Genomic DNA, 23,651 nt, shown 5'->3' on the forward strand with positions numbered 1-23,651 from the left:
GCAGCTTATAATTCTTAGAAAACTTTATCATTATGCAACGATTGTTTTTCAATTGCCTCCTTGCATTTAATTGTTTTTTTGTTTTTTTCGGATGTTCCGAAGAGCAAGATTTTGACCAGTTTGATGATTTAAGCGTCACCCCCTTAGTTGCATCCAGTATTTTTTATCTAGAGTCGGATGAACAGTTCATAAACACAGCTGCTACATTTAGCTCTTTTTATACTGAAACTTTCAATTTTGATGCTTTCAATGAACAGTTTGTAGCTGAACGTTTGATAGAAGGAACAATTACTTATGAGATTGAAAATACAACCAGTAAGCGATTGAATATCGCAGTTGAGTTTTTGGATGATACGGAGGCTACCTTGGATTTTGAACTTTTTGAAGTCGAACCGGCCCCATCAGAGATACAAACTATTGAGGTTCCTTATGGCCCTGGAGGTAAAAGTTTGGACATCTTGGCAGCAACATCGAATATTAGAGTGACCGGTAATAATTTAGGGGATAACACAAGCGTGTCTTCAAGTGAAGAATCTAAAATAATCATGCGATCTGCTGCAGAATTCTTATTCCGTTTAAAATGAGGCTACATTGCTTATTATTTTTAGCCACTTTTTTAGGTGTTTCTTTCCTGCACTCCCAAAACAAGCAGTTGCTATATGATTTCTATGAGATTCCACAATCGCTAATGGTAAACCCTGGTGTCAAAACCATGGAAAAGTGGCATGTGGGAGTTCCGGTTTTGTCGGGATTATCCTTACAGGCAAGTACGAGTGGGGTAACCGTTAATGACCTTTTTGCCAACGATGGCATTGATTTCACGACCAAAGTAAGGGAGCGGTTGTTGGATGTGATGAACCGAAAAGATGATTTTAGCACAACCAGTCAGATAGAAGGTTTCAATATTGGCTTTAGGGGGAGAAACAGGCCAGACGATTATTATTCTTTTGGAATGTATGGAGAGACCGATATTATTGTATACTGGCCCAAAGATTTAGCCATACTGGCTTTTGAGGGTAATGGTGGAGCAAATATTGGAAGAAGTTTTGACCTTGGTGATTTAAGCCTTAGGGGCGAAATGGTCAGCGTATTCCATTTTGGCGTTAACCGGAAGATTAGCAACACATTGATTGTTGGGGCAAGGGCAAAAATCTACTCCAGTATCTTTCACTTTAGGTCTACGAAGAATTCCGGTTCGTTTAGTACAACAGAAGGACAGAACAATATCTATGCGAATTCCATCACTTCAGATATGCAATTACAAACATCTGGCATCGATGGTTTTTTGGATATTATAGATGACGATACTTCGGGCAACAGAAGAGAACGGCTAGAGCGTTTGTTTACCAAAAAAGTATTGTTTGGGGGTAATCTAGGTTTGGGATTTGATTTGGGCTTCACCCATAATTTGAATCCGCAAACTACAATTACAGGTAGTTTGTTGGATGTAGGATTTATTTATAATTCAAAAGATATAAGAAACTTTACGCTCAACGGAAGTGCTACTAATGAAGGTGTTTCTATTGTTTTGCCTGATGACATCTCAAATACTGGAACTGATATATGGCAAGACCTCGTAGATGAAATTGAAGAATCCGTTCCATTTAATGAAAATGAATCCGGTTATATTTCTTTTAGACCTGTGAAGGCTTATGGTTCAATACGATATGACTTTGGTGAGGGTAAAACCAAAACAACAAGGAGGAACTGCGGTGGGTGTCTGGTTAACAATGTGTCCAGGCCCAACGAGGATTTCTACAGAAACAGTGTTGGCGGTCAATTGTTCTTAATGAAAAGACCAAGGGGAATACAGGGGGCACTTACAGGTTTTTACCAGAGAAGACTGGGCAGGTCACTTGCTTTAAAAACCACATATACGGTAGATAAATATTCATTTTCCAATGTTGGGTTGGGCCTTAACCTTCAAGCTGGTCCCGTAAATTTTTATGTTTTGGCAGATAATCTTTTGGCCTATAGAAATATAGCGGACAGCCATTATGCTTCTTTACAGTTCGGATTTAATATTATATCTTGGAACGGTAATTGATTATCTTTTCAATATGAAATCTAGACTTTTATTTTTAGTAATGTTTGCAGCAGTTTTGGGCGGTTCTTTGTACGGTCAACTTAATGATTATAAATATATTATAGTCCCCAAGAAATTTGATTCGTATAAAGAAGAAAACAAATATCAGACGAGTACGACCATAAAACACTTGTTCACGCAACGAGGTTTTAATGTAGTGTACGATGATGCTTTGCCAACAGAGTTGAGTAAAGACAGGTGTATGGGACTGTTGGTCAATCTAGAAGATATTTCCTCTATGTTTAGCACAAAGACTATTGTGGTATTAAAAGATTGTCAGTCCAATGAGGTTTTTAGAACTGTTGAAGGGAGAAGTAAAATAAAAGAATTTAGGGCTGCTTATTCCGATGCGTTAAAGAAATCGTTTTCCTCATTTGATGGAATACAATACAAGTATACACCAAAAGAGAAACAGAATATGACCGAAGAACCCATAACGGTCAGTTTCGAAAATGATGTAAAGTCTTTGGATGAAAAACCAAAAGCTAAGATGGTGGTCCAAGAAGCTACTCCGGAAAATCAAAGTTTTAAAAGTATGGAGCCGAGACCTTCGGACTTTCAAAAGGCGGTTATGCCCGCTGCTGAAGCACTAACTTCTGTTTTGTTGTATGCCCAACCAATTGAAAATGGCTATCAGCTAGTGGACAGCTCTCCTAAAGTAAGATTAAAACTTATGGAGACATCTCTTGAAAATGTGTTCTTGGTAAATTTTGAAGGTAGAAATGGTGTTGTTCTTAAAGACAACGATAAGTGGTTTCTTGAGTTCGTGGAAAATGGAAAAAAGAAGGTAGAGGAACTTACCATTAAATTTTAGTATTCATATTTGCCCTTCCAGCGTTTTTTTAGAAAATCCTTTATTGCCTTTTCTCGTGGATTCTCTCCTGGTCGGTAAAACGTTGTACCAGAAATTTCCTTTGGGAGAAATTCAAAGTCTACGAAGTTATTCTTGTGGTCATGGGCATAATCATATCCCTTTCCGTAACCCAGGTCTTTCATTAACTTGGTAGGTGCATTTCGTATAGCTAAAGGAACGGATAGATCTCCGGTTTCTTTCACTTTTTGCTGTGCGTCTTTAATAGCAACGTAGCTGGCATTGCTTTTTGCCGAACTTGCCAGGTATGTAGCACATTGGCTAAGAATTATCCGCGCCTCGGGATATCCAATAGTATTTACGGCCTGAAAAGCCGAGGTGGCCATGACAAGCGCTGTGGGGTTTGCATTGCCAATATCTTCAGAAGCTAAAATAACCAATCTTCGGGCAATGAACTTTACATCTTCGCCACCTTCTATCATTCTTGCCAACCAATATACTGCAGCATTGGGGTCACTTCCCCTAATAGACTTTATAAAAGCGGAAACAATGTCATAATGTTGCTCTCCCGTCTTATCATAAAGTACTGTGTTCTTTTGTATCTTATTTAGAACAAGTTCGTTTGTAATTGTCACTTCGTCACTTGGCTCAGAATTAATGATGAGCTCAAAAATGTTCAATAGTTTCCTTCCATCTCCCCCAGAAAGCCGCAGTAATGCCTCGGTTTCTTTAAGAATTATTTTCTTGGATTTAAGCGCATTATCCGTATTCATCGCTCTGCTTATTAGCGCTTCCAAATCTTCTTTTTCAAAAGGATTCAATACATATACCTGACATCTTGATAGAAGGGCAGGAATAACTTCAAAACTTGGATTTTCTGTTGTTGCACCGATTAAAGTGACCCAGCCTTTTTCCACCGCACCAAGCAAAGAATCTTGTTGCGATTTGCTAAAACGATGAATTTCATCTATGAACAGGATAGGATTTTTAGAAGTAAACAGCCCTCCGCTTTGTTTTGCTTTTTCAATAACCTCCCGTACGTCTTTTACACCACTGCTCACTGCACTTAACGTATAAAAAGGTCTTTGGCTTTGGTTGGCGATAATATTTGCCAGCGTAGTTTTTCCGGTTCCAGGAGGCCCCCACAAAATCAAGGACGGAATGATGCCATTCTTTATTTGATTTGTTAAAGAACCATGTTCGCCCACCAAATGGTTTTGGCTAATATACTCATCAAGCGTTTTTGGACGTATGCGTTCAGCGAGAGGTTCATTCATAACGATAAAAATAAGATAAATTTATAGTATTGTTTTGTTGGTTATTTTTCATCTAACTTAGAAATACAATCTCTCCTAACATGACAATTTGTGCGTATTTTAAGTAATGGTCACATAATTGCTTTTATTTTGTTATGCTAGAAAAGAATCATTTTAAATACTCTAATTGGGTTTTATTTGCACCTTTGATGGCGGTTTTATCAATTTGGACCGTATTTTGGGTGGAAGTTCAATTTGATATCAATTTGAATAAATATGGTATTTATCCACAGCGGCTTTCGGGTTTGAAAGGCATTCTATTTAGCCCTTTCATACATGGTTCAGTAGCACATTTGTACAACAATACTATTCCACTTGCAGTTTTGACAGCCTTTCTGGTATATTTTTATAGATACGCCTCGTTAAGAATACTTTTTTTTGGGATGCTTTTATCGGGTTCTCTTACATGGCTGATAGGTAGACCATCATATCATATTGGAGCTAGTGGTATCATTTATGTACTTGCAAGTTTTATATTTTTTAAGGGTGTTTTTGCCAAACATTTTAGGTTAGTAGCGTTATCATTGGTAGTGGTTTTTGTGTATGGAAGTATGATTTGGTACATATTTCCGGTTAAAGATGGTATTTCTTGGGAAGGACATCTTTCCGGTTTTCTTACAGGATTGTTGTTGGCGATTTTTGCCAAAATCAGGATTCCGGTCGAAAAAAAGTTCGAATGGGAGAAAGAGGGTTACAACGAAGAAGAGGATGCCTTTTTAAAACATTTTGATGAAGACGGTAATTTTATTGAAAGCGATTTAGATGAAGAAACCTCCGAAAAAATAAAAATCAAATATCACTATAAAAAAAATCCCAGCGAGTAAGAATTACCCCATTCTTTGCCTTACCACTTCATATAAAAACACGCCACAAGCCACTGAAACGTTTAGTGAATCTATTTCACCTAAAAGAGGTAGCTTTGCTGTAGCATCTACCAAATTCAAAATCGATGATGAGATGCCCTTATCTTCAGACCCCATAAGTATGGTACAAGGCTGTTTAAAATCTGTAGTATAGACATTATTATCAGATTTTTCAGTAGCGGCAATTACATGGATGCCAGAAGACTGAAGATAAAATATTGCATCTTTCAGGTGGTCCACTTTAGTAATAGGGACTTTAAAAGCAGCTCCAGCAGAAGTTTTTACAGTATCGTCTGTAATAGGTGCAGCACCACTTTTTGGGATTATGATACCATCCACACCAGTACATTCAGCTGTTCTGATCATAGCTCCAAAATTTCTTACATCGGAAATTTGATCCAACATCAGAAAAAGAGGAATTTTCTTTTGTTCAAGAACTTGTTCCACCAAGCTCTCAAAACTCTGAAATTGGACAGGTGAAATATTTGCTACAGCCCCTTGATGATTGTTTCTGGTCAGTCGGTTTAGCTTTTCGACAGGAACATAAGATGCGCTGATACTGTTTTTACGAATCAAAGCTTCCAGTTCTTTGAATAGCTCGCCACTCAATCCTCTTTGAAGAAAAATTTTATTTATCGGCTGTTGGGAATCTATGGCTTCTATTACAGCTCGGATACCATAGATTTGATTGGGTTTTTGCATAGCAGCAAAAGTAGGTAAAAAGACAGGTTTCCAAATATTGAAATACTAAAAGTTAGAGTAGGGTTTTATATACGACCATTAAAATGTGAAAAATTACCAAATGTTCTAAAATAAAACTTCATATCTTCAGTATTCGTAAAAATAAACCTACATTTAATTTTTATGTTCACTTATTTTTATCTTTAAGGATAAATATCATAATCAATTAAATAACAAACAAATATCAATCATGAAACGTAGTTTTTTTTACCCAGCGCTTGGGTTATTGCTTGGCCAGTCTATAATAGCACAAGCTCCTGCTAATTATAATGCTGATAATGAATCTTTTGGAAATCAACCTATGTTGCAGTATGCATTTCAGCAACTTAATAGTAAAACGGCCAAAAAATTTGATGAAACCAATATTAGGGGATCTCGTTTTTACCGAAGAGGTTTTTTAGAGGGCAGTATTTACAGTAAAGATGGCCTTGAAGGTAAAAATCTTATGCGTTATGATGGTTATAACGATGAAGTACAGATAAAAATCAGCCCATCCGATACAACAATTGTAATGTTAACACAGAACAAAGATATATATTGTGTTTTGGGAAGGGAGAAAATAGTTTATAGAGAATATTTTGATAAGGATGGCGAAGCCATATATGGTCATTTATTTAAATTGGCTGAGACCGATGATTTAGCTTTGTTTGAACGTAGAATAAAAAAATATAAAGAAGGGAAAGCGGCCACAACATCTTTTGAGGTTCCTGTGGCAAGCCGTTTTGTTTTACAAACAGAATTATACTACTTGGATAAAAAAGACAATAAAATACAGTTTTTTAAGCCTTCTAAAAAGAATTTGGTGGCAATGTTCGAAACTGATGACAAAACCAAAAATGACAAACTAAAAAAGTTTATCTCTAGTTCTAGGTTGAATTATAAGGATACTAAAGATATTGTACAGGTTTTGTACTACTACAATAACTTATGAAAATCATCAATAATTATTAATATTATTGATATAAAAAACCGCGCTATAAGCGCGGTTTTTTGTTTTAAACTTTAAATCTATTCTTATTCAGGATTGTTTCCTAAAAAGATAGCTGGCCAATCTTCACCACCTTCTCTTGTAAGAACGACAGTTCCCGTATCTCCGAGAGAGTTTGAAAAGCTAATGGTCATTTCTGCACCGGCAACACTTGTAATTGTATATCCATACGTGAAATCTGTGTCTTCATCGTCATCATTTGGAACCACTACACTGTTCTTCAGATAAACTTCACCATCAGGATTTAAGCTAATACAATCCCATATGATAGTTACATCTTCACCAGTAGCTGGGCCTCTACCAGGATAACAACTTTCAAACTGGCCAAAGCTCATATCTGAAGAAGTGTATTCACCAGATATTGGACTTCCATCACCACCAGCAACCTGTTCCCAAGTAACATCTCCTGCAACAACTGTTCCTGCGGTACAAGCAACAGGTACGTCCTCTCCTGGAGGTAATTGGCCAGGTGCAGATGTAAGAATAGTGGTTACGTAAGAGTGCGTGCCGGATAAATCATCTGTTATGGAACAAGCAATTACAGGAAAGTACTCAAACGGCGCTGAGAAATAAGCGCCACCACTTACAGGGCCTCCAACATCAGCATTGGTATAAGTTTCACCATTGGTTAGGGATAAAACCAAACGAAATTCAAAACGATCTTTACCTACAATCATTGATTCATCAATGCTGGTTGCGGTAATCAATTCATCTGAAGTGTATGAAATAGTTGCTACAGGCAGACCTCTTTCACCATCTGTAAAGTCACTTGCGGCTAATGTTTGAAGCAATACTTCTGTAGTTGACATGTCGTCACCATTATCAGAATTATCATCAAAATTAACATAAACCTCAACACTTTCAAGAAGGTCTCCCCCCTCTTCGTCTTGTTCTTCCAAATCAATCGTGTAAGATGAGCCACTTTCGAATAGATTGGTATCAAAATTGTATACCAAATCGTTAGTCTCATCTATGGTTCTTATAACAGCTCCGGTACCCACCTGTGCTAGAATCTGGTCAACGACTTTTTCATCATCATCACAGGCAAATAGAGTGGCGAGTGCCAAACCTAAAATTGCAATTTTATTATTATATGTTTTCATATTTCTGTATATCAAAATTATTAGTTTGCAGGTGGAAATTCAGGAAAGTCTCCATTGGTATCCCAAAAAACTTTAACAGTTTGGTTGGGTTTGGGATCTTGGGATGAATTGTTGTTTACAAAGTCTGCTGGATAGTTCAGTGACCTTATGAACGCTCCTGGATCTGGCTCAAAGTTTGGCTGCAAAGTAGTAGGGTAACCGGTTCTTCTGTAATAATTATAACCATCTATACCATTTCCAAACAGTGCTACGAAATATTGCTCCGCTACAAGATCCCATTTGTCATCATCATCAGTTTTGCTATCAAATTCTGCGTCAATCTGGTTTACAAAATTTGTAACGTCAGCGTCTGAAGCAGCGAATGAATTATCTGCTCCACTATCCAATGAACCAAAAGATCTTACCTTGGTCATCGATTTTTGAATACCATCTAGCATAAAGGCCTTACCATCATCTATATTTGAAAGCATTGCATCCTCAGCTTTCCAGAAATCTACCCAAGAAGCCAATAGAATAGGGGTGACGCCGGCACCGGCACCTCCTGATCCGACCGATAACCCTTCAAAACTACTGTCATCAAACTTACCTCCCGAGGGGTAAACACCATATACCGTTCTAAGAAAGCCATCTGGCGGGATACCTGCATTTTGTCCATGATCTCTTCCCCAATATCCATTAGGAAGAAAACAGAAAGTAAACCCACCGTCTATATAATGCGCTGGAACAGGTTCTAAAGAACACGCCAAAGTTTCTTCATTTGTTGGTGCTTCTGCACCGGGTGTAGCTGAATTTTGACGATAGAAATAGTAACGAATTCTTGGATCATCACTTTCGTTCATATAGTTAATCAGCCAGTTAGGTAGATAATCTGCACCACCTGATGGTGTATAGTTTGCAGCGTATCTTGGATGTCTTGCATCTGGCTGAACTGCATTGGTACCCCACTGAAACTCAAAATCTTCTGAACCATCAGCTGCATCTATATAGTCTCCCGAAGCAACGATTGCATCAAAACTTGCAATAGCTGTTGGGTCAACCAATCGTCTTTGCAAATGAATTTTCATTTTCAACGTATTGGCCGCCTTAATCCAGTTGTCCCAATCACCATTGTAATAAAAATCATTGGCCGGATCATTAGGAGCATCAAGACCAAAGTTTACGATAGCATCATCTAAAAGTGACAAGGCTGCATCATAAATACTAGAACCTGAATCTACATTTGGATTAAGTATAGGTGTCTCAGCATTTCCTTGTAGCGCTTCTGAATAAGGAATGTCGCCAAAAAAGTCCACCAAAGTTACAATAGTGTATGCTTCTATAACTTCGCCCATACCAATGTGGTAAAAAAGATCGCCTTCAACCGCAGCTGGAGTCATTGCTCTTATATCTGCTAAAATACCGTTGAACTCAAGACCACTTGGTATAGTTGCATTAGCATCCGCCTGATAGGCGATTTGCCACTCATTATTAAGCTGATTTGGGTTATAGTTGGTGATATTTTGGTAGTTACGTCCGTTCATGTAACCGATTCGGACCAAATCCGCCCCATTTTGCCCCATTAATTCCGTAAATAATGCAAAATCTACCTGAATGGAGTTCAAAAATAAATCTGGACTCGATTGGTCTGGTCGCAGTTGATTTGGATTTTCTGTTAGATCTAGTTCTATAGTCTCACAGGAAGTCATGAATAATACTCCTGAAAACAACACCAAACCTAGATATTTATATATGTTTTTCATCGTCATAATTTTTTACTGTTGTTTTACTTAAAAGGTAGCTTTTATACTTAAACCATATCTTCTACCACTTGGACCTGCCAAGTAATCAAAACCTCTACCGTTACCAACACCCAAACCAGCTTGGTTAGGGTCAAAGTTAGTGCCGTCAGGAACATTTAAGGCTTTGTAAAATAAATTTTGACCAGATACCGTAAAGCTCACCGCTCCAAATGGAGTTTTGTCCAATAATTTTGAAGGTATGGAATAGCCCAAGGAAATTTCTTGTAAGCGAATCACCGTACCATCATATATTCCCAATTCATCTGGCCCGAACAATACGTTGTTAAAATAAAATGTAGAATTGTTGATTTGCTTTGTATTCACGCTACCATCCGATTCTTGAACACCTGGCAAAATAAAGGTGTTGATACGGTCAACTGTATCTGTTGTTAAACCTCTACCCAATAATGTAGATACTGTTCTTGAATAGATGTCACCACCTTGCGTATAATTCAATAAGAAAGAGAAGTTGAAGTTTTTATAGGAGAGATTATTGTTAACGTTCAATATCCAATCTGGATTAGGGTCTCCAATTACAAATTGTCCTTGTTCAACGACGTAATCTCCACCACTATCCACTAAAAACTCACCTGCTTCATTCCTTGCAATTCTATTTCCAACGATGACACCCAATTGTTCTCCTTCGATAGCTGCATTACCTAAACTATTCAAGGTGCTAGCTCCAGCGTATACAATGATATCGGTGTCTTGTCCCAAGTCATCTACAACTGCATTATTGGTTGTGAAGTTTCCGTTTACAGACCAGTTAACACCGTCAGAATCACTTCTGAAGACATCCACGCCTAGATCTATTTCCAATCCATCTCCACTAATCTGTCCAACATTGGTTTGTTGAGCATAAAATCCTGTAGAAGGATCAAGAGGGCGTTGAACAATCAAATCTGTAGTGGTTCTATTGTAATATGAAGCTTCTAATGACACTCTATTATTAAGGAAACGTGATTCTATACCTACTTCAAATTCAGTAAGTAATTCTGGTTGTAAATTAGGATTTCCTAGAAGATCTCCAACAGAGTTTGTTACAACGTCATTTCCACCATTTTGGAAGAACTGTGTGTTTATGTTTAAGATAGAAACTGTAGGATATCCAGTTGGGAAATTAGCAGAAGTACCATAACCTGCTCTAACTTTTAGATAGTTAAGTCCTTTCTCACTTTTAAGCCCATCTATAACCGTAGTAGGTATAAAAGATAAACTAGCACTAGGATAAAAAGCTGATCTGTTTTCGGTAATCAAATTTGAAACCCAGTCATTTCTTGCAGCTAGTGTTAAATAGACCCAACGATCGTAATCGATATCAGCTTGGGCAAAAACACCTGCAATATTTCGTTCTTGGAAAGACTGAATTTCATTTTGATTTGCAAAGTTTACATGTCTAAGCACGTTGAATACTTGTTGTCCATTACTGGCAACACCGGTTTGATCAAAAACTTCTCTTCTGGAGGTTAAACCTGCATTAAAGGTTAATCCCATCTTGTCAGAAAGGTCATAGTCACCGTTCAAAATCAAATCATGGTTCTGAATGGTGTTGGTATTGTTCCAAGTTTGGTAGATACCACTAACCAAGGCAGCATCTTCTTGTCCACGCCCACCTTTATTCTGAAAGTTGGTATTATTTTCACTATAAACATCTAAACCAAAACGATACAGGATATTAAGGTTGTCATTAATGTTATAAGTAATCGATGACTGTCCAAACACTCTATTTACATTCTGTCTAAAGCCTGAATTGGCTACTGTCCAAAGTGGATGCTGAATACTATTGTTCTGTCTGTAGTAGGTACTCGAACCATCTATAGGGTTTTGAAAAGGTAAACCTTGGATGTCCACACTTCGTGGTGTAAAGAACAATTCCCCAAAAATTGATGAACCTGTTCCAGTTGCACCGTTACCTTCACTGGCCGCAACTGGAGGTGATCTAAAATTAGTGTTAGAGAAGTTAAGTGTGCCCGCTACTGTAAATTTATTCGATAGAATTGCTCTACCACCTACACCTAAAGTATATCTCTTAAGATTATTGCCAGGAGTAAATCCTGTATCATCCAAATGTCCAAAGTTGGCATTGTAAGAAACCTTTCCATCTTCAGAAGAACCTCGTACGTTGACAGAATTACTTGTAACTGCACCTGTTCTAAAGAAATTTTTCACACTATCGTAAGGTCTCCAATCATAACGAGCCCCGGCAAATTCCGGAAACGCTGCAGGAATACCTGTTGCACTTGCAGCTGTGGAATAAGGGTGTGCTAAGGTTCCATTTTCATCAAAACCTACATTTGGTCTAGAATCTATACCATTGCCCCAACCTGCTACACCATCTCTTTCGAAACCTGGTCCCCAGTTACTGAAGAACCAGCCAAAAGCTTGGTCAAAACCGTTACCGAATTCATCTTGGTAATCTGGTAAAGAAGCGATTTCGTTAAAGAACAGAGAAGAATTAACTGTTATCTCAGTTTTCTTTGCAGCTCCGGTAGAAGCACCATTTTTGGTAGTAATTAAGATTACACCATTACGACCTTGTGTACCGTATAGGGTAGCAGCGGCTAATCCTTTAAGGATATTTACACTTTCGATGTTGTTTGGATCTAAATCCAAAAATCTACTTGAGCCCGAGTTACCATTAAGGAAATCGTCACCAGCAGCTCCTGTTGCAGCTCCTGAAGAATTCGTCTCACTAGAAAAAGGAACCCCATCCACAATGAATAATGGTTGGTTACTACCACTAAAAGAACTAAAACCCCTAATAACGATATTTGTTCCTGATCCCGAAAGACCACTTTGTTGGGTAATATTAAGACCAGATGCTTTACCTGTCAAGACCCTTCCCACGTCTCCTTCTGGACGTTGTTCAAGTTCTTCACTGGCAACTTCGGAGACTGCATACCCCAGTGCTTGCTTCTCACGCTTTATACCTTGAGCGGTTACAATAACCTCCTCAAGCGCCTGGGCATCCTCGGACATCTGTACATTAATTGTACTGTCGGCACCGATTGTTCGCCTTGCTTCTTTTTGTCCTATATAAGTAAAAAGAAGTGTTTGACCTGTACTGGCCATGATGGTGTAGTTTCCATCGAAATCTGTTTGGGTACCGTTAGTGGTGCCTTCAACGACAATGTTGACCCCAGGTAGTGGTAAGCCATCGGCATCCGTAACCGTACCTGAAATCGTCTTGTCTTGTGCAAAGGTTACCTGCACAACAAACGCCAATAACAGCGTTAACAATCCATTAAGTTTTGTTCTCATTTTTAAATTATTTGAATTAGCTGGGTCTAAAATCACAATTTCATGTTAATAATCCAAACTAATACTAGTAATTTTTTAAGAAATCTTTAGTAAATGTATTTTAATCAAAATGTGTTTGTCTTTTTGAAGACTATCTATGTAAGGTTGATTTTTATTATGAATATGATAAAAAAGACAATATTTTTGATATAGGGAAAAAGAATATTTCACATAGTTGTTGCATAAGCCATATATGTTAACTTTTTTACAAAATTTAACGTATTTGCCCTGTATCTTTAATAATTGATAAATATGGTTACTTGTTTTAACATATGGGGTCTTTTTTCATAATATGAATTTACTTAGAGGTAGAGATTGCTCACAGTGTTGGGGTTTGAAAAATCATTCTGTTTTCCGATAGTTTTAATAGTCAAACTATAATTGATTTAACCCTTGTTTTTTATCTAAAATAAAATTAATCCCGAGTGATTTGAATTATTCCGAAATATCACTACATTTGCAGCCCTCAAAATGAGGGTTGTTTTGATTTTTTAATAGAAATTTTAATGCCAACAATTTCACAATTAGTACGAAAAGGAAGAGTCACAATTACCAAGAAGAGTAAATCGGCTGCTTTGGATTCGTGTCCTCAAAGACGAGGGGTATGTACGCGTGTATATACGACTACGCCAAAAAAACCAAACTCAGCAATGCGTAAAGTTGCAAGGGTTAGGCTTACAAATGGTAAGGAAGTAAACGCATATATCCCTGGTGAAGGTCACAACCTCCAAGAGCACTCGATAGTATTGGTTAGAGGTGGTAGAGTAAAGGATTTGCCAGGGGTTAGATATCATATCGTCCGTGGCGCATTGGATACTGCAGGTGTTGCAGGTAGAACGCAGCGTAGATCAAAATACGGTGCAAAACGTCCAAAAAAATAAGAAGAGATGAGAAAAAGACAGGCAAAGAAAAGACCGCTTTTACCAGATCCAAGATTTAACGATCAGCTTGTTACACGTTTTGTTAACATGATGATGTGGGATGGTAAGAAATCAGTTGCTTTTAAAGTTTTTTATGATGCGATTGATATTGTTGAGGAAAAGAATACCGACGAAGAAAAAACTGCTTTGGAATTATGGAAAGATGCACTTTCCAATGTAATGCCACATGTGGAGGTTAGAAGTAGAAGAGTTGGTGGTGCAACATTTCAAATTCCAATGCAAATCCGTCCAGATAGAAAAATATCTACCGCAATGAAATGGTTGATCAGTTATGCGAGAAAGCGTAATGAAAAATCAATGGCGCAAAAATTGGCTGCAGAAGTTTTGGCTGCTGCAAAAGAAGAAGGTGCAGCGGTTAAGAAAAGAGTGGATACCCACAAAATGGCGGAAGCAAATAAAGCATTCTCTCACTTTAGATTCTAGTTGGTAAAATGGCAAGAGATTTAAAATTTACAAGGAATATTGGTATTGCAGCTCATATTGATGCTGGAAAAACCACTACTACAGAGCGTATTCTTTTTTATACTGGTGTAAGTCATAAAATAGGTGAGGTACATGATGGTGCCGCTACCATGGACTGGATGGAGCAAGAACAAGAGCGTGGTATTACCATTACCTCTGCTGCTACAACCTGTACATGGCAATTCCCAACTGAGAATGGGAAGCCTACTGCCGATGCAAAAGGATACCACTTTAATATAATAGATACTCCCGGACACGTTGACTTTACCGTTGAGGTAAACCGTTCATTGCGTGTTTTGGATGGATTGGTCTTCTTGTTCAGTGCGGTTGATGGTGTTGAGCCTCAATCTGAAACGAACTGGAGATTGGCCGATAACTACAAAGTGCCACGTATTGGCTTCGTAAATAAAATGGATCGTCAAGGATCTAATTTCCTGATGGTTTGTAACCAGGTTAAAACAATGTTAGGCTCTAATGCAGTTCCTATCGTCTTGCCTATTGGTGAAGAAGCAGATTTCAAGGGAATCGTCGATTTGGCAAAAAATAGAGCTATTGTATGGCATGATGAGAACTTTGGTTCCACATTTGACGTCATCGATATCCCTGAGGAAATGCAGGCGGAGGTTAAGGAGTACAGAGCTGCCTTGATTGAAGCGGTTGCTGAATATGATGAGGAGTTGATGGAAAAATTCTTCGAGGACGAAGATTCCATCACTGAAGAAGAGGTGCATGCTGCATTAAGGGCTGCTGTTATGGATAGAGCTATCATTCCTATGGTTTGTGGTTCGTCGTTCAAAAACAAAGGAGTTCAATTCTTGTTGGATGCCGTTTGTCGTTACTTGCCATCTCCTGTAGATAAGGATGATATTGTAGGTACCGATCCAAATACTGGAAACGAGATTACAAGAAAACCAGATCCTAAAGAGCCATTCTCCGCTTTGGCGTTTAAGATTGCTACGGATCCTTTTGTTGGTCGTTTGGCATTCTTTAGAGCATATTCTGGCCGTTTGGATGCAGGTTCATACATCTTGAATAATCGTTCTGGTAAAAAAGAACGGATTTCCCGTATCTACCAAATGCATTCAAACAAGCAAAATGCTATTGAATATATAGAAGCAGGTGATATTGGTGCTGCTGTTGGATTTAAAGATATCAAGACTGGTGATACCATGTCTGCGGAGAAACATCCAATTGTATTGGAAAGTATGGATTTCCCTGATCCGGTAATCGGTATTGCAGTGGAACCTAAAACCAAAGCTGATGTAGATAAATTGGGTATGTCTTTGGCTAAATTGGCTGAAGAAGATCCAACGTTCCAAGTGAAAACGGATGAAGCATCAGGGCAGACTATTATATCTGGTATGGGTGAGCTTCACTTGGATATTATCGTTGACCGTTTACGTCGCGAATTTAAGGTTGAGGTTAATCAAGGTCAGCCTCAAGTGGAATACAAAGAAGCGATTACGCAATCTGCAGATCATAGAGAAGTTTACAAGAAACAGTCTGGTGGTCGTGGTAAGTTTGCGGATATTGTCTTTACTATGGAGCCAGCTGGTGATGAAGTAGTGGGATTGGAATTTGTGAACGTTATTAAAGGGGGTAATATTCCTAAAGAATATATTCCATCAGTAGAAAAAGGATTTAAAGAAGCCATGAAGAATGGTCCTTTAGCTGGATTCGAAATGGATAGTATGAAGGTTACCTTAAAGGATGGTTCTTTCCACCCTGTAGATTCAGATTCACTATCTTTTGAATTGGCAGCTAAAATGGGATACAAAGCGGCTGCAAAAGCTGCAAGATCTGTATTGATGGAGCCTATTATGAAGATTGAGGTGTTGACGCCTGAAGAAAACATGGGTGATATTGTTGGGGATCTTAACAGGCGTAGAGGAACTATTAGCGACATGAGCGATAGGGCTGGTTCAAAGGTGGTTAAAGGTGAAGTCCCTTTATCGGAAATGTTTGGTTATGTAACATCATTGAGAACATTGTCTTCTGGTAGGGCCACTTCAACTATGGAATTTTCCCACTACGCAGAAACCCCAAGTAATATTTCAGAAGAAGTTATCAAAACGGTTAAAGGAGTAACCGCTTAATTTTTCAGCAAGATGAGTCAAAAAATTAGAATAAAACTTAAATCTTACGATCACAATTTGGTGGATAAATCTGCCGAGAAGATTGTAAAGACTGTTAAGACGACAGGTGCTGTGGTTACTGGTCCAATTCCGTTGCCAACGCATAAAAAGATATTTACGGTTTTGCGTTCACCTCACGTGAACAAGAAATCAAGAGAGCAATTCCAATTGAGTTCTTATAAGAGATTATTGGATATTTATAGCTCTTCTTCAAAAACTATCGATGCTTTAATGAAATTAGAGCTTCCAAGTGGTGTTGAAGTCGAAATAAAAGTGTAAATTTGCACGCCTTTTGAGAGAAAGGTGGACATGTCCGGAGCTGCGTGCGATGGAAAAACGGGAAAAAGAAAAATATCTGGGTCACAGAATCTTTTCTTTGACCCAATTTTTTTGCCAAGAAATTGGCGTAACAAAATGTAATTAATTAATAAGTATAAATATGTCTGGGTTAATAGGAAGAAAAATCGGTATGACCAGCATCTTCGACGAGAATGGAAAGAACATTCCATGTACCGTTCTTGAGGCTGGACCATGCGTGGTTACCCAAGTCAGAACCGAAGAGGTTGACGGGTACAGTGCCCTTCAGCTTGGTTTCGATGACAAGGCAGAAAAACGTGCAAACAAGGCTGAAATAGGCCATGTTAAAAAAGCAGGTGCTTCTCCAAAAAAGAAGGTCATTGAATTCCGAGATTTTGAAGGTGAATACAAATTGGGTGACACTGTAGGTGTTGACCTTTTTGTGGAAGGTGAATTTGTTGATGTTATTGGTACATCAAAAGGAAAAGGTTTTCAGGGTGTTGTTAAAAGACATGGCTTCGGTGGTGTTGGACAAGCGACCCATGGTCAACACAACAGGTTAAGGGCTCCCGGTTCTATTGGTGCGGCTTCTTATCCAGCTCGTGTATTCAAGGGAATGAAAATGGCCGGTAGAATGGGTGGAGAAAGAGTAACGGTTCAAAACTTAAGAGTGTTGAAAGTGGTTGCTGAAAAAAATCTTATCGTAGTTAAAGGTTGTGTTCCAGGTCATAAAAACGCTTACGTAACAATTGAGAAGTAATGAAGGTTGCAGTTTTAGATATTAAAGGAAAAGAAACAGGAAGAAAGGTGGACCTTTCTGATGATGTTTTCGCCATAGAGCCTAATGAGCATGCCATCTATCTAGATGTGAAGCAATATTTGGCACACCAAAGACAAGGTACGCACAAGGCTAAAGAAAGAGCTGAAATTGCAGGAAGTACCAGAAAGATTAAAAAACAAAAAGGTACGGGTACGGCAAGGGCTGGTAGTATCAAGTCTCCAATATTTAGGGGTGGTGGTAGAATTTTTGGTCCAAGACCAAGAGATTACCAGCAAAAATTGAACAAAAATGTGAAGCGTTTGGCTCGTAAATCTGCACTGACATTAAAATCGAAAGAGAAAGCTGTCGTGGTGGTCGAGGACTTCAACTTTGAAGCTCCAAAGACGAAAGATTTTAAAGCGTTTTTATCGTCTCTTGGAATAGAAAATAAAAAGTCTCTTATCGTGTTGGGCGATTCAAATAATAATGTATATTTGTCGTCGCGCAATTTGGAGCGTTCTGAAGTTGTAACAAACTCAGAATTAAGTACTTACAAGATAGTAAACGCGAATAGTGTGGTGTTGACTGAAAGTGCTTTGGAAGGAATAGAATCGAACCTTAAGAAATAAGAATAGCATGAGTGTGTTGATAAAACCAATCATTACGGAAAAAATGACCGCAGACAGCGAGCTTTTCAATCGTTATGGTTTCTACGTTGACCCAACGGCCAACAAACTTCAGATCAAGGAAGCGGTTGAGGCTACTTATGGTGTTTCTGTGGAAAAGGTAAGAACCATGAATTATGGTCCAAATCGTAAGAGTCGTTATACGAAAACAGGAATCCAGCACGGAAAGACCAATTCCTTGAAAAAGGCAATTGTTGACGTAGCTGAAGGAGATATTATTGATTTTTACAGTAATCTATAAAGACAAGGAATGTCAGTTAGAAAATTAAAACCGATAACCCCTGGACAGCGTTTTAGAGTAGTGAACGGATTTGACGCCATCACTACTGATAAGCCGGAGAAAAGCTTGCTTGCTCCGTTAAAAAAGTCAGGTGGTAGGAACAGTCAAGGAAAAATGACCATTCGCCATAGAGGTGGTGGACATAAAAGAAGGTATCGTGTTATCGATTTCAAAAGAGATAAACAAGGAGTGGATGCTACCATTGTGTCAATCCAGTACGATCCTAACAGAACTGCATTTATTGCTTTGGTTGAATATAAGGATGGCGAAAAGAGATATGTGGTTGCTCAAAATGGAATGCAGGTAGGTCAGAAAATATCTTCTGGTTCAAAATCTGCTCCAGAAATTGGAAATGCACTTCCATTAAGTGAAATTCCATTGGGTACTATTATTTCATGTATTGAGTTAAGACCCGGTCAAGGTGCCGTTATGGCGCGAAGTGCAGGTACTTTTGCGCAATTAATGGCCAAGGATGGAAAATTTGTCACTATTAAATTGCCATCTGGTGAAACACGTATGATTTTAGCCAATTGTTTGGCTACTATTGGAGCTGTTTCCAATTCTGATCATCAATTGTTGGTATCTGGTAAAGCAGGTAGAAGCAGATGGTTGGGTAGAAGACCAAGAACTAGGCCAGTAGCTATGAACCCTGTTGATCATCCAATGGGTGGTGGTGAAGGTAGAGCCTCAGGTGGTCATCCAAGATCTAAGAACGGTATTCCTGCTAAAGGATTTAGAACACGCTCTAAGACCAAGGATACAAATAGATATATTATAGAACGTAGAAAGAAATAAAAGAAAAAGTAAATGGCACGTTCATTAAAAAAAGGACCTTACGTTCATCATAGTCTGGAAAAGAAAGTCCAGAACAATATAGATTCAGGTAAGAAATCAGTTATCAAAACATGGTCTAGAGCCTCAATGATAACTCCGGATTTCGTAGGACAAACCATAGCGGTGCATAACGGAAGACAATTTGTCCCTGTTTACGTCACAGAAAACATGGTGGGTCATAAGCTTGGAGAATTTTCACCTACACGATCTTTTAGGGGTCATGCAGGAGCTAAAAACAAAGGTAAAAAGTAAGTAAGCTATGGGAGTTCGTAAAAGACAAATGGCCGAAAGGTTGAAGGAAGAAAAAAAGCAGCTTGCTATTGCAAAGTTGAACAATTGCCCAACCTCGCCAAGAAAAATGCGTTTGGTCGCTGACTTGGTAAGGGGAAAACAGGTGGAGATGGCACTTGCAATTTTAAGGTTCAATCCTAAAGAGGCTTCAAGAAAGTTGGAGAAATTGTTGCTTTCTGCAATTGCCAACTGGGAAGCAAAAAATGAGGAAGCAAGTATTGAAGATGCTGACCTTATCATTAAAGAAATTCGTGTGGACGGAGGAACTATGTTGAAAAGACTGCGTCCTGCCCCACAAGGAAGAGCGCATAGAATAAGAAAACGTTCCAACCATGTTACCATGATCTTGGAAGCTAATAACAACGTTCAAAGCTAGAGTATAATATGGGACAAAAGACCAATCCGATAGGAAATCGCTTAGGAATCATCAGAGGATGGGAATCTAACTGGTACGGCGGTAACGATTACGGCGATAAGCTGGCTGAGGATGATAAAATAAGAAAATATATCCACGCGCGTTTGGCAAAGGCCAGTGTGTCTAGGGTAATTATTGAGAGAACCTTAAAATTGATTACCATCACCATTACTACGGCTAGACCTGGTATTATTATTGGTAAAGGGGGACAAGAGGTTGATAAACTTAAGGAAGAGCTTAAGAAAATCACCAACAAAGAGGTTCAAATCAATATTCATGAAATAAAGAGACCTGAACTTGACGCCAATTTGGTTGCTGCAAGTGTTGCAAGACAAATTGAAAGCAGAATTTCATACAGAAGAGCTATTAAGATGGCCATTGCAGCTGCAATACGTATGAACGCTGAGGGAATCAAAATTCAGATTTCTGGACGTTTGAACGGGGCTGAAATGGCACGTTCCGAATCTTATAAGGAAGGAAGGATTCCATTGTCAACTTTCCGTGCAGATGTGGATTATGCTTTGCATGAAGCGCATACCACTTATGGAAGATTGGGAATCAAAGTTTGGATCATGAAGGGCGAAGTCTATGGTAAAAGAGAGCTTTCCCCATTAGTAGGATTGTCCAAAGGTCAAGGAAAAGGCGACAAGCGTGATGGTAAGAAACCACAACGTCGTAGAAAGTAATAAGATAAAGTAAAGGTAGAATGTTACAGCCAAAAAGAACAAAATTTCGTAAAGCCCAGAAGGGACGTATGAAAGGGAATTCCCAAAGAGGACACCAACTTTCCAATGGAATGTTCGGTATCAAGTCCTTGGATTCACATTTCATTACTTCCCGTCAAATAGAGGCTGCACGTATCGCTGCGACAAGGTATATGAAAAGGCAGGGTCAGCTATGGATTAAAATATTTCCGGATAAGCCTATCACAAAAAAGCCTTTGGAAGTACGTATGGGTAAAGGTAAAGGTGCTCCTGAGTATTGGGTAGCTGTGGTTAAACCGGGAAGAATCATGTTCGAGGTTGCCGGTGTTCCTATGGATATCGCAAAGGAAGCATTAAGACTAGCGGCTCAAAAGCTTCCAGTTAAAACTAAGTTTATCGTAGCAAGGGATTATTCCGCTTAATATTTAATTGAGAAGAAAGATGAAACAGTCAGAGATAAAAGAACTTTCAATTGAAGAGCTAAAGGAAAGATTGTCCGAGTTCAAGAAGCAACATGCTGATTTGAAGATGGCACACTCAGTAACTCCTCTGGAAAACCCTTTACAGATAAGAAAAACTAGAAGGACGGTAGCAAGACTTGCAACAGAAATAACTAAAAGGGAATTACAATAATTGGTTTTGCCTTATGGAAAAAAGAAATTTAAGAAAAGAAAGAATAGGCGTTGTTACAAGCAACAAAATGGAGAAATCTATTGTGGTTGCCGAGGTAAAGCGAGTTAAGCACCCTATGTACGGTAAGTTCGTTTTAAAGACCAAGAAGTATGTTGCCCATGATGAAAAGAATGATTGCAACGAAGGTGATACGGTTAAAATAATGGAAACCAGACCATTGAGTAAGACAAAGTGTTGGAGATTGGTTGAAATCCTTGAAAGAGCTAAATAATTATGTTACAGCAAGAATCAAGATTAAAGGTTGCGGATAATACAGGTGCAAAAGAAGTTTTGACCATTCGTGTACTCGGGGGAACAAAAAGAAGATATGCTTCATTGGGTGATAAAATTGTTGTCACTATTAAGGAGGCTTCTCCAAACGGAACAGTTAAAAAAGGTTCTGTTTCTACGGCTGTTGTAGTTCGTACGAAAAAAGAAGTAAGAAGACCTGATGGCTCTTATATTCGTTTTGACGATAATGCATGCGTACTATTGAATCCTACAGGTGAAATGAGGGGAACCAGGGTTTTTGGACCTGTTGCCCGTGAGCTTAGGGACAAGCAGTTTATGAAGATAGTTTCATTAGCCCCAGAGGTACTTTAAAAGAAAGATCAAGATGAAGTTGAAAATTAAAACAGGAGATACCGTTAAGATAATCGCAGGTGACCATAAAGGAACCGAAGGTAAAGTGCTTAAGGTTGACCGTGAAAAGAACAAAGCTATCGTAGAAGGGGCCAATATGGTTTCCAAACACGAAAAGCCAAGTGCAAATAACCCTCAAGGCGGAATTGTAAAAAAGGAAGCTTTTATTCATATTTCCAATCTCTCTTTGATCGATTCTAAATCGGGAGAAGCTACAAGAGTGGGGTACGAATTGAGAGATGGAAAAAAAGTTAGGTTTTCTAAAAAATCCAATGAAGTAATTTAGTTATGAGTTACATTCCAAGATTAAAATCAGAATATAAAGAGCGTGTTATTAAAGCGCTATCGGAAGAATTCGGTTACAAAAACGTAATGCAAGTTCCTAAATTGGAAAAGATTGTGGTTAGCCGAGGCGTTGGTGCTGCAGTTTCTGACAAAAAGCTTATTGACCATGCAGTGGATGAGTTGACCAATATCACCGGACAAAAAGCAGTTGCTACCATATCTAAAAAGGATGTCGCTAGCTTCAAGCTGAGAAAAGGTATGCCTATAGGTGCCAAGGTTACTCTGAGAGGTGAGCGCATGTATGAATTTTTAGATAGATTGATTACTTCGGCATTGCCTAGGGTACGAGATTTTCAAGGTATAAAAGCCACTGGTTTTGATGGTAGGGGCAATTACAATCTTGGAGTTACCGAACAAATTATCTTTCCAGAGATAAATATTGACAAAATCAACAGAATTAACGGAATGGATATCACATTTGTTACTTCTGCCGATACAGATAAAGAAGCAAAATCATTATTAACCCAATTGGGACTACCCTTTAAAAAGAACTAATATGGCTAAAGAATCAATGAAGGCCCGTGAGGTAAAAAGGGCTAAAATGGTTGCGAAGTATGCGGAAAAGAGAAAAGCTTTAAAAGAAGCTGGAGATTATGAAGCTTTGCAAAAACTTCCTAAAAATGCATCTCCGGTACGTATGCGCAATCGTTGCAAATTGACCGGTAGACCAAGAGGATATATGAGAACATTTGGTATATCTAGGGTGACTTTTAGGGAAATGGCCAATCAAGGCTTGATTCCAGGAGTTAAAAAAGCAAGTTGGTAAACAGATAAAGAAAAGAAATGCTTACAGATCCAATTTCAGATTATTTGACCAGAATTAGAAACGCTAGTAGCGCCGGTCATAGGGTGGTAGATATTCCTGCTTCCAATCTTAAAAGACAGATTACTAAAATATTGTTCGACCAAGGATATATTTTGAGTTACAAGTTCGAGGATAACAAAGTTCAGGGAAACATCAAGATTGCCTTGAAATATGACAAGTTTACCAAAGAACCTGTAATAAAGAAATTACAAAGGGTGAGTAAACCTGGACTACGTAAGTATGCAGGTTCAGATGAATTGCCACGAGTGCTTAACGGATTGGGTGTTGCCATCGTCTCAACATCACATGGTGTTATGACAAGCAAGCAAGCTAAGCAAGATAACGTAGGTGGCGAAGTATTGTGCTACGTTTATTAATTGAGTAAAGAGAAAAGAA

The 23,651-nt window shown here is 38.5% G+C and carries 29 protein-coding genes; 24 read left to right on the forward strand and 5 right to left on the reverse strand.

Translation table 11 applies throughout. The features are described 5' to 3' along the window. Positions 1 to 32 precede the first annotated feature (32 nt). The 3 genes from LV716_RS11730 to LV716_RS11740 are packed head-to-tail and all read left to right on the forward strand — an operon-like array spanning position 33 to position 2,900. On the forward strand, positions 33 to 584 hold the full coding sequence (locus LV716_RS11730) for a hypothetical protein (RefSeq protein ID WP_163418005.1): 552 nt from the start codon (positions 33 to 35) through the stop codon (positions 582 to 584). Beyond that, on the forward strand, positions 581 to 2,047 hold the full coding sequence (locus LV716_RS11735; RefSeq protein WP_163418006.1) for a DUF5723 family protein: 1,467 nt from the start codon (positions 581 to 583) through the stop codon (positions 2,045 to 2,047). Before LV716_RS11730 ends, LV716_RS11735 begins: the two co-directional genes overlap by 4 nt. Before the next feature lie 13 nt (positions 2,048 to 2,060). Further along, complete coding sequence (locus LV716_RS11740) at positions 2,061 to 2,900, forward strand: hypothetical protein (protein WP_163418007.1); 840 nt, start codon at positions 2,061 to 2,063, stop codon at positions 2,898 to 2,900. On the opposite strand, the gene LV716_RS11745 is transcribed toward LV716_RS11740, so the two are convergent. Beyond that, positions 2,897 to 4,174, reverse strand: a complete 1,278-nt coding sequence (locus tag LV716_RS11745; protein ID WP_163418008.1) for a replication-associated recombination protein A — start codon at positions 4,172 to 4,174, stop codon at positions 2,897 to 2,899. The genes LV716_RS11740 and LV716_RS11745 overlap by 4 nt on opposite strands. 134 nt (positions 4,175 to 4,308) lie before the next feature. Here LV716_RS11745 and LV716_RS11750 point away from each other — a divergent pair, with 134 nt between their 5' ends. Then, positions 4,309 to 5,037, forward strand: a complete 729-nt coding sequence (locus LV716_RS11750; protein ID WP_163418009.1) for a rhomboid family intramembrane serine protease — start codon at positions 4,309 to 4,311, stop codon at positions 5,035 to 5,037. A 3-nt stretch (positions 5,038 to 5,040) separates the two neighbouring features. Here the strand turns inward: LV716_RS11750 and rlmB are convergent, their stop codons facing one another. Beyond that, positions 5,041 to 5,778: a 23S rRNA (guanosine(2251)-2'-O)-methyltransferase RlmB gene (rlmB, locus tag LV716_RS11755; protein WP_163418010.1), complete on the reverse strand. Its 738-nt coding sequence runs from the start codon at positions 5,776 to 5,778 to the stop codon at positions 5,041 to 5,043. A gap of 229 nt (positions 5,779 to 6,007) precedes the next feature. Between rlmB and LV716_RS11760 the strand changes: the two genes are divergently transcribed. Then, complete coding sequence (locus LV716_RS11760) at positions 6,008 to 6,748, forward strand: hypothetical protein (RefSeq protein WP_163418011.1); 741 nt, start codon at positions 6,008 to 6,010, stop codon at positions 6,746 to 6,748. 83 nt (positions 6,749 to 6,831) lie between these two features. Here the strand turns inward: LV716_RS11760 and LV716_RS11765 are convergent, their stop codons facing one another. From LV716_RS11765 to LV716_RS11775, 3 genes are read right to left on the reverse strand one after another with little or no spacing between them, the layout of a single operon-like run. Then, positions 6,832 to 7,908: a hypothetical protein gene (locus tag LV716_RS11765; protein ID WP_163418012.1), complete on the reverse strand. Its 1,077-nt coding sequence runs from the start codon at positions 7,906 to 7,908 to the stop codon at positions 6,832 to 6,834. A gap of 20 nt (positions 7,909 to 7,928) precedes the next feature. Next, complete coding sequence (locus LV716_RS11770; RefSeq protein ID WP_163418013.1) at positions 7,929 to 9,647, reverse strand: SusD/RagB family nutrient-binding outer membrane lipoprotein; 1,719 nt, start codon at positions 9,645 to 9,647, stop codon at positions 7,929 to 7,931. Positions 9,648 to 9,674: 27 nt separating this feature from the next. After that, positions 9,675 to 12,947 carry a SusC/RagA family TonB-linked outer membrane protein gene (locus LV716_RS11775; RefSeq protein ID WP_163418014.1) on the reverse strand — a complete coding sequence of 1,091 codons (3,273 nt, stop codon included), beginning with the start codon at positions 12,945 to 12,947 and terminating at the stop codon, positions 9,675 to 9,677. 545 nt (positions 12,948 to 13,492) lie between these two features. On the opposite strand from LV716_RS11775, the gene rpsL reads away from it, so the two are divergent. From rpsL to rpsH, 19 genes are all read left to right on the forward strand, one after another. Continuing rightward, positions 13,493 to 13,867: a 30S ribosomal protein S12 gene (rpsL, locus tag LV716_RS11780; protein ID WP_031445118.1), complete on the forward strand. Its 375-nt coding sequence runs from the start codon at positions 13,493 to 13,495 to the stop codon at positions 13,865 to 13,867. Between the two features lie 6 nt (positions 13,868 to 13,873). Beyond that, positions 13,874 to 14,350: a 30S ribosomal protein S7 gene (gene rpsG / locus LV716_RS11785; RefSeq protein WP_097047024.1), complete on the forward strand. Its 477-nt coding sequence runs from the start codon at positions 13,874 to 13,876 to the stop codon at positions 14,348 to 14,350. Between the two features lie 8 nt (positions 14,351 to 14,358). Beyond that, positions 14,359 to 16,485 (forward strand): elongation factor G, encoded by a 2,127-nt coding sequence (fusA, locus tag LV716_RS11790; protein WP_163418015.1) that lies wholly within the window; start codon positions 14,359 to 14,361, stop codon positions 16,483 to 16,485. A 12-nt stretch (positions 16,486 to 16,497) separates the two neighbouring features. Further along, the gene (rpsJ, locus tag LV716_RS11795) at positions 16,498 to 16,803 is read left to right on the forward strand and encodes a 30S ribosomal protein S10 (protein WP_007094989.1); all 306 of its coding nucleotides are present in this window, start codon (positions 16,498 to 16,500) and stop codon (positions 16,801 to 16,803) included. A gap of 160 nt (positions 16,804 to 16,963) precedes the next feature. After that, positions 16,964 to 17,581: a 50S ribosomal protein L3 gene (gene rplC / locus LV716_RS11800; protein WP_163418016.1), complete on the forward strand. Its 618-nt coding sequence runs from the start codon at positions 16,964 to 16,966 to the stop codon at positions 17,579 to 17,581. Beyond that, positions 17,581 to 18,210 carry a 50S ribosomal protein L4 gene (gene rplD, locus LV716_RS11805; RefSeq protein ID WP_163418017.1) on the forward strand — a complete coding sequence of 210 codons (630 nt, stop codon included), beginning with the start codon at positions 17,581 to 17,583 and terminating at the stop codon, positions 18,208 to 18,210. Before rplC ends, rplD begins: the two co-directional genes overlap by 1 nt. A 7-nt stretch (positions 18,211 to 18,217) precedes the next feature. Next, the gene (gene rplW, locus LV716_RS11810) at positions 18,218 to 18,508 is read left to right on the forward strand and encodes a 50S ribosomal protein L23 (protein WP_163418018.1); all 291 of its coding nucleotides are present in this window, start codon (positions 18,218 to 18,220) and stop codon (positions 18,506 to 18,508) included. A 9-nt stretch (positions 18,509 to 18,517) separates the two neighbouring features. Next, positions 18,518 to 19,342: a 50S ribosomal protein L2 gene (rplB, locus tag LV716_RS11815; protein WP_163418019.1), complete on the forward strand. Its 825-nt coding sequence runs from the start codon at positions 18,518 to 18,520 to the stop codon at positions 19,340 to 19,342. A 12-nt stretch (positions 19,343 to 19,354) separates the two neighbouring features. Then, positions 19,355 to 19,633 carry a 30S ribosomal protein S19 gene (gene rpsS, locus LV716_RS11820; RefSeq protein WP_055397047.1) on the forward strand — a complete coding sequence of 93 codons (279 nt, stop codon included), beginning with the start codon at positions 19,355 to 19,357 and terminating at the stop codon, positions 19,631 to 19,633. 7 nt (positions 19,634 to 19,640) lie between these two features. Next, positions 19,641 to 20,048: a 50S ribosomal protein L22 gene (rplV, locus tag LV716_RS11825; RefSeq protein WP_147743539.1), complete on the forward strand. Its 408-nt coding sequence runs from the start codon at positions 19,641 to 19,643 to the stop codon at positions 20,046 to 20,048. Positions 20,049 to 20,056: 8 nt separating this feature from the next. Then, positions 20,057 to 20,773: a 30S ribosomal protein S3 gene (gene rpsC, locus LV716_RS11830; protein ID WP_073181012.1), complete on the forward strand. Its 717-nt coding sequence runs from the start codon at positions 20,057 to 20,059 to the stop codon at positions 20,771 to 20,773. Positions 20,774 to 20,793: 20 nt separating this feature from the next. Further along, positions 20,794 to 21,213, forward strand: coding sequence for a 50S ribosomal protein L16 (gene rplP, locus LV716_RS11835; protein WP_055397052.1), 420 nt, complete (start codon positions 20,794 to 20,796; stop codon positions 21,211 to 21,213). A 19-nt stretch (positions 21,214 to 21,232) separates the two neighbouring features. Then, entirely contained in the window at positions 21,233 to 21,424 is a 192-nt protein-coding gene (gene rpmC, locus LV716_RS11840; RefSeq protein WP_163418020.1) for a 50S ribosomal protein L29, read from the forward strand. A 13-nt stretch (positions 21,425 to 21,437) separates the two neighbouring features. Beyond that, positions 21,438 to 21,695: a 30S ribosomal protein S17 gene (gene rpsQ, locus LV716_RS11845; RefSeq protein WP_163418021.1), complete on the forward strand. Its 258-nt coding sequence runs from the start codon at positions 21,438 to 21,440 to the stop codon at positions 21,693 to 21,695. Between the two features lie 2 nt (positions 21,696 to 21,697). Further along, on the forward strand, positions 21,698 to 22,066 hold the full coding sequence (rplN, locus tag LV716_RS11850; RefSeq protein ID WP_163418022.1) for a 50S ribosomal protein L14: 369 nt from the start codon (positions 21,698 to 21,700) through the stop codon (positions 22,064 to 22,066). Positions 22,067 to 22,079: 13 nt separating this feature from the next. Then, positions 22,080 to 22,391 (forward strand): 50S ribosomal protein L24, encoded by a 312-nt coding sequence (rplX, locus tag LV716_RS11855; protein ID WP_163418023.1) that lies wholly within the window; start codon positions 22,080 to 22,082, stop codon positions 22,389 to 22,391. A gap of 2 nt (positions 22,392 to 22,393) precedes the next feature. Then, complete coding sequence (rplE, locus tag LV716_RS11860) at positions 22,394 to 22,945, forward strand: 50S ribosomal protein L5 (protein ID WP_163418024.1); 552 nt, start codon at positions 22,394 to 22,396, stop codon at positions 22,943 to 22,945. 1 nt (position 22,946) lies between these two features. Further along, the gene (gene rpsN, locus LV716_RS11865; protein ID WP_073180998.1) at positions 22,947 to 23,216 is read left to right on the forward strand and encodes a 30S ribosomal protein S14; all 270 of its coding nucleotides are present in this window, start codon (positions 22,947 to 22,949) and stop codon (positions 23,214 to 23,216) included. A gap of 17 nt (positions 23,217 to 23,233) precedes the next feature. Continuing rightward, positions 23,234 to 23,632 (forward strand): 30S ribosomal protein S8, encoded by a 399-nt coding sequence (gene rpsH / locus LV716_RS11870; RefSeq protein WP_147743544.1) that lies wholly within the window; start codon positions 23,234 to 23,236, stop codon positions 23,630 to 23,632. Positions 23,633 to 23,651 lie beyond the last annotated feature (19 nt).

The organism is Flagellimonas sp. HMM57, from assembly GCF_021390175.1.
In the GTDB taxonomy this organism is placed as follows: Bacteria; Bacteroidota; Bacteroidia; order Flavobacteriales; family Flavobacteriaceae; genus Flagellimonas.